Source organism: Aromatoleum toluolicum (assembly GCF_012911005.2).
Classification (GTDB): Bacteria; Pseudomonadota; Gammaproteobacteria; order Burkholderiales; family Rhodocyclaceae; genus Aromatoleum; species Aromatoleum toluolicum.
In genome coordinates, this window is record NZ_WTVS01000046.1 from 1 (window position 1) to 15,295 (window position 15,295).

Genomic DNA, 15,295 nt, shown 5'->3' on the forward strand with positions numbered 1-15,295 from the left:
GGGCAGGCTTGAGGGGGCTTCAAGCGTAGACCGCAGCGCGGTCTCGGGGCGGGTCAGATCGCGACCATCTCGAAGTCGGCCTTGGCGACACCACAGTCGGGACAGGCCCAGTCGGCGGGGATGTCTTCCCAGCGCGTGCCCGGGGCGATGCCCTCGTCGGGGAGGCCGGCCGCTTCGTCGTAGATGAAGCCGCAAACGATGCATTGGTAGGTCTTCATGATGTTCTTCCGTTCTTCGTGGGTTGTTGGGGGGAGGGCGGTTCGGGTCAGGCCGAGATCTTGTCCAGGACCTGCTGGTAGTGGTTGGCGTGGCGCTCTTCCACCTTGGCCAGCGCGGCGAAGCGCTTGGCGGCCTTTTCCAGCACGGCCCTGAACTGTTCCGCGTGTTCCTTCGATTCGGTGATCTGTTCGTCGATTTCCTTCACTGCAGCCTCGTTGCCTTCGGCAACTGCGACGTGGCGGAAGTTCGGGTACATCTCGGTGTATTCGTAGGTTTCCCCTTCGATCGCGAATTGCAGGGCGCGCGCCGGGGTCATCCTTTCCTTGGGGAAGAGCAGATCGAGGTGTCCGAAGGCGTGCATCACTTCCTGGTCGGCGGTCGCTTCGAAGGCCTTGGCGGTTTCCTCGTCGCCCATCTCGCGGCACAGCTTGGCGAAGTAGCGGTACTTGATGTGCGCCATCGATTCGCCGGCGAAGGCCGATTCGAGGTTCCTGATCGTGAGCGACTCGGGGTTGTGGAAGGGGCTGGCCATCGTTTCTCTCCTTGTGTCGTTGATGTTGCGTTGAGTGAATGCTACGCACCGACGTATGATTATAAAAATTGAACGTTTCGATGCTATGAATAGTGTGTGGCTATTTATTCGTCCGTAGGAGGTTTCGAGCGTCGCCAACGTCGGTCACCAACGTCGACGAAGTGAAAGGATTTGTAGTCGCGCAAATATTTGGCAGGGCGTTCGCGTCAACGGAGTACATGCTCCCCGAACTGCATGACTTGATGCGGCACGCGGGCGTTCGAATTGATGACGAGGAGATCGAACATGATCAAGACCACCGCAATGAGCGCGATCGCGCTGGCTGTCCTGCTGTCGGCGTGCGGCAAGAGTGGGGAATCCACGCCCGCGGCACCTGCAGCGCCGCCTGCGCCTCCGAGTCCGGCCACTTCCGCTGCGCCGACCCCGGCGCCTGCGCCCGCGCCACCCTCTGCGCCCGCAACGACGGCCGCGGCGGACACTGCGCCGGGGATGAGTACCTACAACAAGGTATGTGCGCTGTGCCACGCCGCCGGCGTGGGCGGGGCACCCAAGCCAGGCGACAAGGCGGACTGGGGGCCGCGCATCGGACAGGGCAAGGACGTGCTGTACAAGCACGCCCTGGAAGGCTTCACCGGCCAGAAAGGGATGATGCCGCCGCGCGGGGGCAGCCCGGCGCTCAAGGACGACGAGGTCAAGGCTGCCGTCGACTACATGGTTTCGAAGTCGGAATGACGCTGTCGGCCTGAAGCGAGCGGGGCGCACGCGCGCCCCGCTGCCGTTCGGTGGGCTGGCGCTTAGCTAGCGCAGACCCAGGCTCGGGTCGGCAAGCAGCGCCTCGATCACGCGTGAGACGTTGGCGACCGGCGTGTCGTCGGGGTGGGTGAGCGGGTCGGGGCGCACCTGTCCGTCGATATCGTGGAGGTGGTTGGGGAAGGTCGCCAGCTCGCGGTGCAGCGGTGCGGTGTCGATGCCCAATTCGGCGTCGCCGAAATTCCAGCGCAGCGAGTAGGCGTCGTTGGCGGCGTAGCGGACCGTCAGCGTCACGCCGTTTCCGAGGTGTACGACGAGGGCGTCCTGCTTGTGCTCGACCGGCTGCGGCAGGCGTGCGCCGAATGTGCGGTCGATGCGGTCGGCGAGTTCGATGTGCAGGCTCATGTCCGTCTGGCCTCCTTCAGGCATTCGGTCAGCATCGCGCGCACGGTCTCGCGCGTGTCGGCGAGGATGCGGGCGCTGAGGTAGTGCTCATACGAGGGATGCTCGGGGATCGCGCCGGTGTAGATCCGCTCCAGCAGTTCGATCTCGTCGGTCGCGCCGTTGGCCTTGAGGATGGCGTCGCGGTTCTCGCGCAGTTCGAAGACCAGCCGCGACAGCTGCTCGAGCTGTTCGGCGTCGGTCGGTTCCACGTTCTCGAAGAAGTTGGCCATGGTCGTCGCTCACATTTTGCTGTCGTGGAGGGCTCCGCCGTCGAGCACCGCCATGTCGGGGGTGATGGCGTCGAAGGCGAGGACCTTGCCGCCGTGCGCCTGGGCGAATTTCTGGGCGTCCGCCTGCTGCGCGAAGGATCCGATCGTCGGTCCCATCGAGCCGTGGCGGGAGCTGCCGATGACGTACCAGGCCGTCTTCGCGTCGATCCACGCGCCGCGCGGCTGCTCCCAGTCGGCCTTGCCCATGTCCTGAACGAAGATCGCCTTCACCGGGCGAATTTGCTCGGGCTTGAGGTAGATGCCGAACATTTCGACCGTGTCGCAGAAGAACTCGGGTTCCGGGCGGTCGGCGTAGACGATCTGCGCCTTCGGGCCGGGGTAGTCGGCGAGCAGCATGCCGTCGAGGGAGCAGGCGGTGCTCTGGTCGATCTCGACCGCGGCGAGCTTGTTGCCGCCGTCGCTGCCGCCCGGCCCGCAGGCGGCGAGGAGGCCGGCCGCGAGGGCCGCCAGCAGGGTCGTTCGGAACGGAAGGATGGGGGACATCATTTACGGAATCTCCATGCGGCAACGCCCAGGGGGGCTGCGATCCACGCGGCCATCACGAGGCTGAGTAGCCAGGGTTCGGCCAGCGCGCGGGGGAATACGGTCGCGAGCCCGTACAGCGTGCGGACGTCGTCGAGGGTGAAGATGTTGAGGATGCGGAAGACGTCGGCGGGGTTGAGCAGCAGCAGGTAGGGGAAGATCTCGCCACCGTACTTGCCGCCGGTGACGACAAGGCCGCCGAGCAGCAGCAGGTCGAACACCAGCACGAAGAAGAACCACAGCGCGATCGCCATGCCGGAGGCGCGCGTGCGGTCGGCGGCGAAGGTGGACACCATGACCGCGAGGCTGAGGAAGGCGAGGCCGAGCAGCACCGAACTCAGCATGAAGCCGAAGAAGTGGAACAGGGCGGTGAGATCGAGTTGCGCGGAGAGCACGACGGCGACGAGGCCGAAGCCGGCAATGGTCGAGAACGCGAGCGCCGCGGCGAGCCCGAGGTACTTGCCGAGCAGCAGTTCGAAGCGCGTGATCGGCATCGACAGCAGCAGGTCGAGCGAGCCGCGTTCGCGCTCGCCGACGATGGCGTCGAAGCCGAGCACGAGCGCGATCAGCGGGACGAGGTAGATCACCAGCGAGACGAGGCTCGCGATCGTGAACTCGATCGAGCGGAAGCCCACCGTGCCCTGCTGCGCGCCGCCGAAGTAGGCGATCACGAGCGCGAAGGCGGTGAACACGAGGGCCACGGCGAGCACCCAGCGGTTGCGGATGCGGTCCCAGAATTCCTTGCCGGCGAGGGTGGCGATCTGGCGGATTTCCATGTGCGTCGCCCTTAGTCTGAAAAGCCGAAGAACACGTCCTCGAGCGAGGGTTCGTGCACGTGCAGGTCGAGCACCTTGTCGCCGAGCGAGGCGAGCGCCTGCATCACGACCATCTTCGATTCGCGTTGGCATTCCACGGCGACGTGGTCCTCGCGTGCCTCGATCGCGAGGACCGGCAGGCCGCCGAGTACCGCGCGGACGTGATGGAAGTCCTCGTGCGCGAGGCGGACGCGGAACCACAGCGGAAGATCCATCTGCTCGCGCAGATCCTGCACGGTGCCGACGGCCTGGACCTTGCCGGCGGCCATGATCGCGAGCCGATCGACGCGCTCCTGGATCTCCGCGAGGATGTGCGAGGTGAGGATCATCGTCACACCGTCGGCCTTGAGGCCGCGCAGGATCAGGTAGAACTCGCGGATCGCCTCGGGGTCGAGGCCGGTGGTGGGTTCGTCGAGGAACAGGATGCGCGGGCGGCCGAGCAGCGCCTGCGCGAAGCCGAGGCGCTGGCGCATGCCTTTCGAGTACTCCCGCACCCGCCGGCGTGCTGCGCTGGAGAGACCGACGCGTTCGAGCGCAGGACCGCACTCGCTTGCCGGGGCTCCCTTGAGGCGGGCGAAGAACTCGAGCGTCTCGTGGCCGGTGAGGTTGTCGTAGAGGACGACGTTCTCCGGCAGGTAGCCGATCTTGCGGCGCACTGCGCGGAAGCCGCTGCCGGTGACGGGCGAGCCGCCGATGCGGATGTCGCCCGCGGTTGCCGGGATCAGGCCCAGCATCATCTTGAAGAGGGTGCTCTTGCCGGCGCCGTTGTGCCCGATCAGGCCGAACAGCTCGCCCGGCGCGACCTCGAGGTCGACGCCATCGACGGCGCGCACGGCGCCGTAATGCTTGGTCGCGCCGCGCACCGCGATCACCGGTGCGGCGCGTTCAGCGGGAGCCTGGGAAGTATCTGCCAAGCCATTCTCTCCAGTTTTCGTTCTTCGGCTGCATGCGCGGTTTCGGGTCGACCACGCTGGGCGCGCGCAGCAGCGGGAACTGCTGGCCGACGAGGCGCAGCGTCTGTATTGCGGGACTTGCGAGCAGCAGTTTCAGCATCGGGTGTTGCCAAGACAGACGGTCGACGAGATCGTTGGCCTGGTAGGGCACGTCTCCCACGGCGTCGCCGTTGCGGTCCCAGCCAAGATAGTTGCTCCAGTGGTTGCCGTCCTTGACGCCCCACAATTCGTCCTTGGCGCCGACGTAGCGGACCTGTTCGCGGTTGGCGATGAAGTCGTTGTTCTCGACTTTGTTGTTCTTGGAGCCGGCCCACAGGTGAGTGCCGACGACGTTGTCGACGACGAGGTTGCCGCGCAGCGTGTTGTACTCCGCGTCGTAGATGAAGAAGCCGCGGTTGTTGCCGGCGATCACGTTGTTCTCGACGATGGCGTCCTGGATGGTGCGCAGCATGATGCCGTGGTCGGAATTGGCCCACACGCGGTTGTTGCGCACCAGCTGGTCGCGCACTTCCATCAGCGCGAGGCCGCCACGGTTCATGTAGACGTCGTTGTCCTCCCACACATTGCGGTAGGAGTTCATGTAGTGGGTGCCGTAGCGGGCATGGTGCAACCGGTTGCTGCGGAAGACGGCGTCATGCGAGACGTCGACATAGAGGGCGTCGCGCACGAAGCTGATCTCGTTGCCGATGATCCGGGCGCCGGTGGTGTTGTACAACTGGATGCCGTTGCCGCGCTGCGACGAGCGGTATTCGCGCTTGCCCGTGATGATGTTGTGTTCGATGCGGACGTCCTTGGCCTTCTCGATCCACAGGCCGAAGAGGTTGTAGGTGAGCTCGCAATTGCGCACGACCGCGCGGTGCGCGCCGGGCCACAGGTAGATGCCGGCGTTCTGCCTGAGGAGGCTGTCGCCGGAGTCGCGCACGATCAGGCCCTCGATGACGACGTCGGGGGCGGTGACGCGGATCGTGTCGTCCTGCATGCCGCCGCTGAGCGTGGGGCGCTCGACCCCGCGCAGCGTGAGCGGCTTTGCGATCAGCAGGTTTTCCGTGTATTTGCCGCGCGCCACCTCGATGACGTCGCCCGCGGCGGCGCGCTCGATGGCGGCCTGGATCGATTCGCCCGGAGCGACCTTCAGCGTCGCGGCGAGGGCCGGCAGCGCGCACAGCAGCGCCGCCACGGCCAGAAAGGCGTGCCGGAACGTCAGTGTGCGCCCTGCCCCGAATATCGGCATGTCACCCCTGGATGATAAGGAAGCCCAGCGATTTCAATGCGATGAAGAGCGTTGCGCCGATCAGCAGGTTCTTGAAGCCGACGTAGCACACCATGTCCATCGCGTTTGCGACGCGGTAGCGGCGACCCCACCACGGGCCGTCCTTGACGTAGGGTTTGGAACCGAGGCGCACGAAGACCTCGAACACGCTCCAGCCGAACCACCAGCCGATCACTGCGCCGACCTGCATCTGACCCATCGCCGCCAGCACCCACACGAGGGTGGCGGCGAGGGCGAGCGCCATGCCGGCGGCCTGCAGTGCGCGTTGGCGCTGGAAGCCGTGATGGCTCCACGGCCACAAATGGTCCCACGCTTCGGCCGCAACGAGGCGCACGAGGCTCGTCGTCTGCGCATAGGGCGGGTTGGCGGGATCGGTCGGCATCGTCGGATTGACCATGTCTTTCTGCTCCGAAATCAGTTCTTCGCCGCGGCGTCCGCGCGGACGGGCACCAGCTTGATCGGGATGTAGTAGCCGTCGGGACCGATCGGCGTGAGCGGCAGGCCAGCCTTGGTGCGGCGCTTGCGTTCCTGCGCGAGCGGCGGGCAGGCGTGATCATCCGTATACAGGACCATGCAGTCGAGGCAATGCAGGCATTCGCGGTGGTCGATGCGGCCGTCCTCGTCGATCGCCTGCGAGCCGCAGCCGACCGCGCAGGCCTTGCAGCTGTCGCATTCCTGCTTTCGCTTGAGGCCGAACCAGCGGAAGGTCGAAGGCATCGCGAGCGACGCGCCGAGGGGGCACAGGTACTTGCAGAACGGCCGCTCGGTGAAGATCGACAGCCCCAGCAGGCCGGCGGCGAACAGCGTGTAGGGCCAGCTGCGGTTGAACAGGCCGACGAGGAAGGTGGTCTTGAACGGTTCGACCTCGGCGAGCTTCTCGGCCAGCCCCATCGAGAAGAAGGACACCGCGAGCAGGCCGAAGAACACGCCGTACTTCACCCACTTCAGGCGGTCGTGCCAGCGCCGCGGCAGCTGGAACTGGAAGCGCTTGAGGCCGACGGCGCCGCCGACCTTGTACAGCAGCTCCGACAGCGAACCGAACGGGCACAGCCAGCCGCAGAACAGTCCGCGTCCCCAGACGAACACCGTGACGATGATGAAGATCCAGAACAGGAAGATGAAGGGGTCGGAGAGGAACAATTCCCACTGCCAGTGGAACAGCAGCGCGTGGAACCACGTCAGCACTTGCGTGATCGACGGTTGCGCGAGCATGCCGAAGCCGACGAAGCCGATGCTGATGACCCACGCGCTGTACTTGAAGGCGTTCACCGGCCACTTGTTCTTGCGCGTCGCGCGGCGCGTGAGCTTTTCGCGAAAGGCATAGACGGTCGCGACGGCGACGAGCAGCGCGGCGAAGAGCGCGATCTCGACTGCGCGCGTCTTCCATACGCGCACCCACGGTGCATCGGGCTTCACGACTTCCGGGCGGCCGCCTTCCAGGTACTGATCCGGGAGCCAGTACTCGACGTCGAAGTTGGCGAAGCTGCGCGCGCCGGTGGCGCGATCGACGCGGTTGCCCAGGAATACGAACTTCCACGGATAGGCGCCGGAGAAGGCCTTCGAGCGGATGATGAAGATCGAGGATTCGCTGTAGGCGGGCGCGCCGGCAGCCTCAATGCCATAGAGGTTGACGGCGTCGAGGTCGCGGAAGGTGAAGGAATCCGCGCCCTGGCGCACCTGCACGCGGTCATAGATGCCGCCGCGCACGAAACCCGAGCCCTTGAAGGACTCTTTCCCGCCGCTGCGGATCACGAAGAGGGCGTGTTCGCCTTCATGCAGGCGCGCCATCAGGTTGCGCCAGGCGCCCTCGCCGAGGATCGCGCGGCCGAGGTCGGGGTGATTGAGGTAGCCGAACCACAGTTCGATGAAGGGCTCGCCGCCGCGTTCCAGGCCGACCTGCTCGGGCTTGACGATGAGGCGCCGCACGGCGCCTTCCTGCACCAGGGCTGCCCAGTCGGGCTTTGCGCCGGTTTCGCGGAATTTCGCCTGCTCGCGGATCGTGGGCTTGAGGATGCCGACCTGGCGGGCGACCGCCGTGCCGGAGGTCATCATCACCTGGTTCTGCGCGATGACCGTCACGGTCGCGCCCGAGATCGCGTCGAGTCCGATGATGTTTTCCTCGGGACGGGACTGGCCGATCTCGATGTTGTTGCCGACGAACTGGCCGAGGTATTGCTGGTTGAAGCGGGTCAGCGCCGACTCGGGGATGCCCAGCAGCAGGATGGGCTCCGAGTGCTTCAGGATCTTCACGCCGACGAAACGCCCGCCGGTGTCCATGCCGATCAGCGTGATGACCGGTTTGCCGGAGTAGGCGGGGGTGTCGGTGATGTCGGTCGAGAGCATCACGTAGCCGATGAGCTTCTTCTTGCCGGCTTCCTCCGCATAGCCCTCGACGTAGCGGGGCTGGCCCTTGCGTTCGGAGAAGGACGTGGCGCCGGGCAGGACCTCGGCGCACGGGGCGTACTTGCACAACTCGGGGGCGGTGTTGATCTCGTCGGGCAGCTTCGCCTCGTAGGTATCGGCGAGCGCGAGCGATGCGGTCGACGTAAGCGCGACGGACAACAGGATATTGCGGAGTGCAGCCAGAAATTTCATGACACTTTCCGATTCGGCGGGACTGGAGACAGTCTACGAACCAGACCTCGTGACGTAATTGTTTCCGATCAATTGGTGCAAATTCATCTGCTGCGCTGCACACATAGTGAAAAAAAGGAGGGGCGCACGGCCCCTCGAATATCACCCATCGTTGCCCCTTTGCAGGGGCGGGATAACCGCGCCGAAACCGTTACGGGTCCGGCGCAGTCCTTGCCGAGAACCCGTCAGGCCTCGACGATCATGCGGCTGCGCATCTCAAGGTGCAGGGCGTGGCAGAAGTGCGTGCAATAGCACCAGAACACGCCCGGCTTGTCGGCCTTGAAGGTGACCGATGCGGTTTCCTGCGGGTTCACGATGAAGTTGACGTTGTACTTCGGGATCGCGAAGCCGTGCGTCAGGTCCTCCACCTTGTCGAGGTTGGTGAGGATGAGGGTGACCTCGTCGCCCACCTTGAGCTTGAACTCGGTGAGGCTGAACGCCGGGGCCATCGAATACATCTTCACCGTGACCTTCTTGCCGTCGCGGAACACGCCGGAGTCCTTCGGATCCTTGATCGCGAGCGGGAAGTCGTCGATGTTGTAGACCTGCTTCGGATTGACCAGCTCGCGCTTCAGGATGATGAAGTCGTGCGGCTCGGGGCGGACCGGGTGGTCGGCCACCAGCACCATCTTCTCGCCCGAGATGTCGATGAGCTGCTCGTTCTCCGGGTGCAGCGGGCCGACCGGCAGGTAGCGGTCCTTCGAGAACTTGCAGCCGACGCACAGCCACTTGCCGTCGGCAGCCGCGGTTTCGGACTGCGAGGCGTTGATGTGGCCCGGCTGGTACTGCACGTCGAGGCGGTCGACGACGTACTGCTGGGTGTTGTCGCCGGCGGAAAACTTGATCGCCTTGTCGACATTCCACTTCACGACCTGGCTGTCGAGGAACAGCGTCGTGTAGGCGTTGCCGCGGCCGTCGAAGGCGGTGTGCAGGGGGCCGAGGCCGATCTCGACTTCGGCGACGATGGCCTTGTCCGCGCTCTCGAGATTGCCTTCGAACCACTCCAGCACCTTGGTGAGTTCGATGACCGTTGCGGTGGGCGAGAGCTTGCCGGCGCAGATGAAGTACTTGCCGTCCGGACTGGCGTTTACGCCGTGCGGGTTCTTCGGCACCGAGACGGTGCAGGTCAGGGCGGTCTTCGGATCCTTGTTCGATTCGCGCGTACCGTCGACCACCGGCACCTTGGAGTCGCCGTAGGTCTTGAACTTGCCGTCCTTCACCGCCTGCTCGATGCGGGCGACGTTGAAGAACAGGCACGCGTCACGCTCGGCCGACATCATGTCGGGGTAGAGCACGCCGCCTTCGGTGTTGTACTGGTTGGTCGCGACGAGCTTGCCGTCATAGGACGTGGCGGCGAGGTCGCAGTTGCCGTCGATCAGCACCTGCCAGCGCACTTCCATCGTCTCGGCGTCGACGCAGGAGAACATCGAGCGGTACTTCGACGGGTCGTTCACGTCCTTGCCGGCATTCGGCAGCGGGATCTGGAACTCCGAGCCGCAAAACACGCGCGTCGTGTAGTTGATCGCGGGATCGACCGGGTCGCGCTTGTCCGGGAAGATGCCGTGGAAGCCCTGCACGTTCGGCAGCTCGGTGATCTTGTCGCAGATGAAGTAATCGAGGCGGATACGGGCCAGGCGACTGTTGATCTTGTCGTTGATCCACGCGTAGCGGCCGTCGTAATTGCCGTCCTTGTACGAGGCGTGGGTATGGTGCGTGTCGGCGACCGTGTACTTCAGGCTGCCGTCGGGCTTGGTGCCCATGATCTTCTTCGATTCGTTCGTGATGCCCCAGCCGGTCAGCGCGTCGGGCACGAAGCACGGCACGCGGGTGATTTCACGACCGGAGGGCAGCCCGAGCACGCGGAAGTCGCCGGTGTGGCCGCCGCTCCAGAAGCCGTAGTAGGTGTCGAGTTCGCCGGGTTTCAGGTGGATGCCGGCCGGGGCGGCGTGGGCCGCCGGTGCAGCCGCGGGGGCAGCAGGGGCTGCCGGAGCCGGAGCGGGTGCCTGCTCCTGCTTGCAGGCGGAAAGGCCGACCGACAGGCCGGCGCCGGCGAGACCGGCGAAGGCTGCGGTGTTGAGGAACTTGCGGCGGCTCGGGTCGGGCTGGCCGTCGAGGTTGTGATCCTTGTTGTGGTCCTGGCTCATGTAATGGGCTCCGTTGTTCAAGCGTCGAGTGATCTGCCTGTGTTCTGCCGTTGCGGGCGGGCCGGGATGACGATCCACCCATGCAGCGCAGCCCGAAGTGGGCGGTAACGTAACTGTATGGACCCGGCCGTGCGGACTCCTTGATCTCGGATAAGGAAAAACGCGTGGCGGTTATGTCGGAGGCACAGCCCCTGCGGCCGGCGTTCAGGCGGGCGACAGCGAGACGAAGATCAGCACGAAGATCGGCGCCCACACTACGGCGGCGACGCTGTAGGCCATGTAGGTGATGTGCAGCGCCTGGATCTCGTTGTCCAGCCGCAATTCGTCGCGGATGTCGAGGTAGAGCCTGCGCAGCGCGACGGCGTGGGCGAGCAGGTGGGCGATGACGAGGGCCCCGAGGCTGGGCACGGCGAGCACCACGGCGGAGGCCCATAGCGGCGCGGCGGCGCGTGCGGCGATCGCGAGCGCGCGCGCGCGGGTGGGGCGCATGGCGTCGGCGGGCGTCGTGAGCCGCAGCATCCCGGCGACAGCCGTCACCGCGACGAGCTCGGCGACGAACACCAGCAGCGCGATCCATTCCCAGTTCGCGCCCGCAGGATCAAGGCGATAGACCGCGGCGTGGTCGTTCATTGCCAGCGGGATCATGACCGGCGGCACCAGCGCGAATGGCAGGACCATGCGGCTGAAGACGCCGCTGCGGGTCGGTGGGGTCAAGCGGGCCTCCGTCCGGCGCCCTTCAGGTCCGCGGATCCTGCACGATTCCCTGTTCGACCGCAAACACGGCCGCCTGGACGCGGCTCGTCAGGCCGAGCTTGCGCAGGACGTTCTGGACGTGGATCTTGACGGTGCTCTCGGCGAGATCCAGCGTGCGCGCGATTTCCTTGTTGCTCTGGCCGCGCGCGACGAGCACGAGGATTTCCCGCTCGCGCGGCGAGAGCTTGTTGAGTTCCGAGGCGACCACGGGCGGTGCCGCCGCTTCGGTGCTGGCCTTGGCCGGGGCGCCGCGCACGCCCTGCACGAGCTTGCCCATCATCTGCGGCGAGATCACCGACTCGCCGGCCGCCGCCTTCGTGATCGCGGCGGTGAGCGTCTCGGCCTCGATGTTCTTCAGCAGGTAGCCGCAGGCGCCCGCGCGCAGGGTTTCGATGAGATCCTCGGCGTCTTCCGATACGGTCAGCATCAGCACGTGCGACTCCGGCGCCTCCTCGGCCATCATCGCCGCGGCGTCGCGGCCGGAGAGGCCGGGCATGTGCAGGTCGAGCAGCACGACGTCGGGCCGCAGCTGCGCGGCGCGCTTGACGCCTTCCATGCCGTCGCCCGCCTCGCCGACGATCTCGAACTCCGGGTGGCGCTGCAGCAGGGACTTGATGCCGCTGCGGAAGAGGGCGTGGTCGTCGACGAGGAGCACTCGGATCGGGGCGGACATCAGTTTGGTTCCTGGTTGATTCGCGGGAGTTCGAGACGCACTTCCGTGCCGCGTCCCGGCGTGGAGCTGAGCGAGAATTTTCCGCCGATACGCAGCGCGCGCTCGCGCATGACCTGCAGGCCGATGTGGTTTTCCTTTTCGCGGGCGGTGCGCGCGCCTTCGTCGAAGCCCACGCCGTCGTCGCGCACGACCAGCGCCAGCCCATGCACGCCGCGGCGCAGGGCGACGTGTACGGATTTCGCCTGGGCGTGCTTGCGCACGTTGGAAAGGGCTTCCTGCAGGATGTACAGCGCCTGCGTCTCGACCTCGGCGTCGAGCGGTGCGCCGCCGCCTTCCAGCTCCAGCTCCGTCGCGATCCCGCTCTGGTCGGCGAGCCGGCGGAGGGCGGCGCCGATCGCGCCGCCGAGATCCTGCTTGGCAACGCGCGTGCGGAAATGCACCAGCAACTCGCGCACGTCGTCGTAGCTCTCCTGCACGCCCTGGCGAAGCATCGCGAGGGTGGCCTGCGCCTGGCTCAGGTCGCTGTGCCGCAGGGCGTCATCGAGCATCTGCACCTGCAGGTTCATGAAGGCGAGCCCCTGCGCGATCGAGTCGTGCAGTTCGCGTGCGAGGAGATTGCGCTCCTCCGACACGGCGAGCTCGCGGCCGCTCGCATGCAGGCGCTGGTTCTCGATCGCGATGCCGAGCTGCTGTCCCAGCGTCTCGAGGAGCTGGCGCTCGGAATCGCCGAGAAGGCGCGCCTCGCGGAAATACAGATTGTAGATGCCCAGCGTCTGCTGGTTCGCGCCGATCGGCGTGGCCGAAACGAGTTTGAAGCCGGCGCGGCGGCAGGCCCCGAGGTCCAGGGCGGTATCGGGTCGTTCCGGTTCGCACGTCAGCGAGTTGCCGCCGCGCGCCGCCTGCCCGCACACGCATTCGCCGCATTCGAGCGTCGCCTCGCGATCGATGAATTCATCGTCCAGTCCGGCATGCACGGTCATGCACAGCTGGAGCGAATCCCGGTCGAGCAGCCGCGCGGAGCTCGCCGCTGCGCCGAACATCTTCTGCACGCGCTGCAGGAAGCCGCGGCACAGGGCGTCCACGTCCTGCGGCTGGCGCAGGAAGGCGGCCATGTCGTAAAGGATCTCGAGCTGGCGGTTCTTCTCCTCGAGGCTGCGCGTCTTGACGTCGACGCGCTCCTCGAGCGTTCCGTACAGGCCCTGCAGGTGGACGGCCATGCGGTTGAAACCGTCGGACAGCTCGCCGAATTCGTCCTTGCCGAGGACCGGGACGCGGGCGCTGAAGTCCTCCTGCTCCATCCGCTTGATGCCGGTCTGCAGTTCCGAGACGGGGCGGATCACGAGCACGAAGAAGAAGCGGATCAGGAACAGGGTGCCGATCACGGCCAGTGCGATCAGGGACACCTGCGATGCGCGCAGGATGTCGGTGTTGCGCGCGTAGCTCTGTTCCATCTTGAGCACGACGTCGTTGATGCCGGACACGAACGTCCGGATCGTGTCGTCGAACGCGGGGGGATCCGCGGGGATGCCGGCCTCATTCGATGTGGCGAGCAGGCCATCCAGTATCGGTCGAACCTGTGTCGACCAGAAGTCCGCCATCCGCTGCATGTCTGCGGGAATGTCGTTGTCGCGGGGGACGAACAGGGGGCGCTGCGGGTTCCCGCGGCGCAGCTCGGCAAAGACGTGGTCGAACTCGTCCAGTTCCGTCCTGAGCGCTTCCCGAATGCGCATCGCCTCGGCGGGCGAAGCCTGCGGGGCGTGGGCGAGAAGGTGGCCGATGCGGTGCGTGCGCATGCGCAGGCTGCCGGCGTCGTTGATGGCCGCGGCAGCCCCCTCGAGCTGCCAGGACATGAACAGCGTGATGCCGATCGCCGTCAGGGCGACGAGGAAGAACACCAGCAGGATGCCGGTGATCTTGGTGCTGAGACTGTTGCCGAGTGGGAGCATGAACGCTCGATGAAGCAGGGTGGCGTGCAGACTACGTCGCCTGCCGCCACCCTGCAAGCCGGGGGCTGCCGCCCCCGGGATGGTCTCACGCCGATGCGGTCGCCTTGACGCGCCGCTTCGAACGCACGATCTGGTAAGCACGGCCGACGTAGCTCAGCGGCGCGGTGAGAATGTGCACGAGACGCGTGAAGGGAAACAGCAGGAACACCGTCATCCCCAGCACCATGTGGAAGCGGAACACCGGCTCCACGGCGGCGAGCAGCTCGGGCTTCGGTTGCAGCGTCAGCACGCTCTGCACCCAGCCCGACAGCGCCAGCATCACGCCGGGGTCGCCGTGGTTCGCATGTCCGATCGACACCGGCAGCGTCGACAGGCCGGCAACCAGGGTCAGCATCAGCCAGCTCAGGATGAAGGCATCCATGCGGCGACCGGCGGCGCGCACGCGCGGATTGAACATGCGGCGCAGCCACAGGATGGCGCCGCCGATCAGGCACATGGTGCCGAACACGCTACCGGCGACGATCGCGATCCACTGGTGCTGCAGGTCCGAAACGCCCAGCCCGATCCATAGCGCATGCGGCAGCACGAGGCCGGCGAAGTGGCCGCCGAAGATCGACAGGATGCCGACGTGGAACAGGTTGCTCGCGATCCACATGTTGCTCTTCGACAGCAGCTGCGAGGAGTCGGTCTTCCACGTGTACTGCTCGTTGTCGTAGCGGATCCAGCTGCCGATCACGAACACCGACAGCGCGATGTAGGGATAGACCCCGAAGAAGAAGTTGATTGCGTTCATGTCGTCTCCTCAGGCAGCCAGGCGCGTCAGGCTGCCCTGTTTTTCCACGATCCGGACCAGCGGCGCGTACGGGCTGGCGGATTTTTCCAGGTTGTCGGCGAGCACCTTGAGCACCTTCGCGACGTCGCCGAGGAAGACCCAGGCTTCGCCGATGCTCAGCGTCGAGCAGAACTCCAGCATCACCGGCAGGTAGTCCGGGAGTTCCTTCTCGTCGGCCTGCAGGCCGTAGCTGCGGTAGAACTCGCCGAGGTCGATCAGCGCGGGGCCGCGCGACTTCTCCTCGCCGAAGATGTGGTGCGTCAGGTGCAGGCTGTGCTCGGCGGTGAGGTCAAAGCTCTGCACATAGGCACCCTGCAGCTCGAGCGGATCGGCGGCGAGCAGCATCGTGATGAAGTCGGCGACGCTGCGGTATTCCTCGACGCTGAGGGCGACTTCCTCGTCGAGCGACTCGACGAAGGCGTACGGATCCTTGGCGGCGAGTTCGCGCAGGGCATCGAGGAAGCCGTCGCTCGGGTAGTCGAGCAGGGCGGCAAGCAGGCGGAAGATTTTCATCGCGT

General features: G+C 65.9%; 17 protein-coding genes. 1 reads left to right on the plus strand and 16 read right to left on the minus strand.

Annotated features, from left to right (window positions below; genetic code table 11):
• Nucleotides 1–53: 53 nt before the first annotated feature.
• Nucleotides 54–218 (minus strand): rubredoxin, encoded by a 165-nt coding sequence (locus tag GPA27_RS19170; protein WP_169142093.1) that lies wholly within the window; start codon nt 216–218, stop codon nt 54–56.
• Between the two features lie 47 nt (nt 219–265).
• Entirely contained in the window at nt 266–751 is a 486-nt protein-coding gene (locus tag GPA27_RS19175; RefSeq protein WP_169142094.1) for a rubrerythrin family protein, read from the minus strand.
• 285 nt (nt 752–1,036) lie between these two features.
• Between GPA27_RS19175 and GPA27_RS19180 the strand changes: the two genes are divergently transcribed.
• Entirely contained in the window at nt 1,037–1,483 is a 447-nt protein-coding gene (locus GPA27_RS19180) for a c-type cytochrome (RefSeq protein WP_169142095.1), read from the plus strand.
• 66 nt (nt 1,484–1,549) lie between these two features.
• Here GPA27_RS19180 and GPA27_RS19185 read toward each other — a convergent pair whose 3' ends face one another.
• The 14 genes from GPA27_RS19185 to narJ all read right to left on the minus strand — a co-directional run bounded on the left by GPA27_RS19185 (nt 1,550) and on the right by narJ (nt 15,290).
• On the minus strand, nt 1,550–1,906 hold the full coding sequence (locus GPA27_RS19185; RefSeq protein WP_169142096.1) for a toxin-antitoxin system TumE family protein: 357 nt from the start codon (nt 1,904–1,906) through the stop codon (nt 1,550–1,552).
• Nucleotides 1,903–2,175 (minus strand): MJ0235 family protein, encoded by a 273-nt coding sequence (locus GPA27_RS19190; RefSeq protein WP_169142097.1) that lies wholly within the window; start codon nt 2,173–2,175, stop codon nt 1,903–1,905. Before GPA27_RS19190 ends, GPA27_RS19185 begins: the two co-directional genes overlap by 4 nt.
• Before the next feature lie 9 nt (nt 2,176–2,184).
• Nucleotides 2,185–2,721 (minus strand): nitrous oxide reductase accessory protein NosL, encoded by a 537-nt coding sequence (locus GPA27_RS19195; RefSeq protein ID WP_169142098.1) that lies wholly within the window; start codon nt 2,719–2,721, stop codon nt 2,185–2,187.
• Nucleotides 2,718–3,533, minus strand: coding sequence for an ABC transporter permease (locus tag GPA27_RS19200; protein WP_169142099.1), 816 nt, complete (start codon nt 3,531–3,533; stop codon nt 2,718–2,720). The genes GPA27_RS19195 and GPA27_RS19200 overlap by 4 nt, the downstream gene beginning before the upstream one ends.
• A gap of 11 nt (nt 3,534–3,544) precedes the next feature.
• A complete protein-coding gene (locus GPA27_RS19205; protein WP_169142100.1) occupies nt 3,545–4,486 on the minus strand; it encodes an ABC transporter ATP-binding protein in 942 nt (313 codons plus the stop codon).
• Nucleotides 4,458–5,756, minus strand: coding sequence for a nitrous oxide reductase family maturation protein NosD (locus GPA27_RS19210; RefSeq protein ID WP_169142101.1), 1,299 nt, complete (start codon nt 5,754–5,756; stop codon nt 4,458–4,460). The genes GPA27_RS19205 and GPA27_RS19210 overlap by 29 nt, the downstream gene beginning before the upstream one ends.
• 1 nt (nt 5,757) lies before the next feature.
• Entirely contained in the window at nt 5,758–6,192 is a 435-nt protein-coding gene (locus tag GPA27_RS19215; protein WP_169142102.1) for a transcription regulator, read from the minus strand.
• Between the two features lie 17 nt (nt 6,193–6,209).
• The gene (locus GPA27_RS19220) at nt 6,210–8,390 is read right to left on the minus strand and encodes a NosR/NirI family protein (protein WP_169142103.1); all 2,181 of its coding nucleotides are present in this window, start codon (nt 8,388–8,390) and stop codon (nt 6,210–6,212) included.
• Nucleotides 8,391–8,614: 224 nt separating this feature from the next.
• A complete protein-coding gene (gene nosZ / locus GPA27_RS19225; RefSeq protein ID WP_169142104.1) occupies nt 8,615–10,573 on the minus strand; it encodes a TAT-dependent nitrous-oxide reductase in 1,959 nt (652 codons plus the stop codon).
• 204 nt (nt 10,574–10,777) lie between these two features.
• The gene (locus GPA27_RS19230) at nt 10,778–11,287 is read right to left on the minus strand and encodes a hypothetical protein (protein WP_169142105.1); all 510 of its coding nucleotides are present in this window, start codon (nt 11,285–11,287) and stop codon (nt 10,778–10,780) included.
• Between the two features lie 22 nt (nt 11,288–11,309).
• Complete coding sequence (locus GPA27_RS19235; protein ID WP_169142106.1) at nt 11,310–11,999, minus strand: response regulator; 690 nt, start codon at nt 11,997–11,999, stop codon at nt 11,310–11,312.
• A complete protein-coding gene (locus GPA27_RS19240) occupies nt 11,999–13,945 on the minus strand; it encodes a type IV pili methyl-accepting chemotaxis transducer N-terminal domain-containing protein (RefSeq protein ID WP_169142107.1) in 1,947 nt (648 codons plus the stop codon). The genes GPA27_RS19235 and GPA27_RS19240 overlap by 1 nt, the downstream gene beginning before the upstream one ends.
• 85 nt (nt 13,946–14,030) lie before the next feature.
• On the minus strand, nt 14,031–14,738 hold the full coding sequence (gene narI / locus GPA27_RS19245) for a respiratory nitrate reductase subunit gamma (protein WP_169142108.1): 708 nt from the start codon (nt 14,736–14,738) through the stop codon (nt 14,031–14,033).
• 9 nt (nt 14,739–14,747) lie between these two features.
• On the minus strand, nt 14,748–15,290 hold the full coding sequence (gene narJ, locus GPA27_RS19250) for a nitrate reductase molybdenum cofactor assembly chaperone (protein WP_169142109.1): 543 nt from the start codon (nt 15,288–15,290) through the stop codon (nt 14,748–14,750).
• Nucleotides 15,291–15,295 lie beyond the last annotated feature (5 nt).

Excerpts from the sequence above, each read along its gene's own strand:
- GPA27_RS19175 (WP_169142094.1), bottom strand. The coding sequence starts at position 751 with ATGGCCAGCCCCTTCCACAACCCCGAGTCGCTCACGATCAGGAACCTC.
- GPA27_RS19190 (WP_169142097.1), bottom strand. The coding sequence starts at position 2,175 with ATGGCCAACTTCTTCGAGAACGTGGAACCGACCGACGCCGAACAGCTC.
- GPA27_RS19220 (WP_169142103.1), bottom strand. The coding sequence starts at position 8,390 with ATGAAATTTCTGGCTGCACTCCGCAATATCCTGTTGTCCGTCGCGCTT.
- GPA27_RS19215 (WP_169142102.1), bottom strand. The coding sequence starts at position 6,192 with ATGGTCAATCCGACGATGCCGACCGATCCCGCCAACCCGCCCTATGCG.
- GPA27_RS19235 (WP_169142106.1), bottom strand. The coding sequence starts at position 11,999 with ATGTCCGCCCCGATCCGAGTGCTCCTCGTCGACGACCACGCCCTCTTC.
- GPA27_RS19170 (WP_169142093.1), bottom strand. The coding sequence starts at position 218 with ATGAAGACCTACCAATGCATCGTTTGCGGCTTCATCTACGACGAAGCG.
- GPA27_RS19195 (WP_169142098.1), bottom strand. The coding sequence starts at position 2,721 with ATGATGTCCCCCATCCTTCCGTTCCGAACGACCCTGCTGGCGGCCCTC.
- GPA27_RS19185 (WP_169142096.1), bottom strand. The coding sequence starts at position 1,906 with ATGAGCCTGCACATCGAACTCGCCGACCGCATCGACCGCACATTCGGC.
- GPA27_RS19240 (WP_169142107.1), bottom strand. The coding sequence starts at position 13,945 with ATGCTCCCACTCGGCAACAGTCTCAGCACCAAGATCACCGGCATCCTG.
- GPA27_RS19200 (WP_169142099.1), bottom strand. The coding sequence starts at position 3,533 with ATGGAAATCCGCCAGATCGCCACCCTCGCCGGCAAGGAATTCTGGGAC.
- GPA27_RS19180 (WP_169142095.1), top strand. The coding sequence starts at position 1,037 with ATGATCAAGACCACCGCAATGAGCGCGATCGCGCTGGCTGTCCTGCTG.
- narJ (WP_169142109.1), bottom strand. The coding sequence starts at position 15,290 with ATGAAAATCTTCCGCCTGCTTGCCGCCCTGCTCGACTACCCGAGCGAC.
- GPA27_RS19210 (WP_169142101.1), bottom strand. The coding sequence starts at position 5,756 with ATGCCGATATTCGGGGCAGGGCGCACACTGACGTTCCGGCACGCCTTT.
- narI (WP_169142108.1), bottom strand. The coding sequence starts at position 14,738 with ATGAACGCAATCAACTTCTTCTTCGGGGTCTATCCCTACATCGCGCTG.
- nosZ (WP_169142104.1), bottom strand. The coding sequence starts at position 10,573 with ATGAGCCAGGACCACAACAAGGATCACAACCTCGACGGCCAGCCCGAC.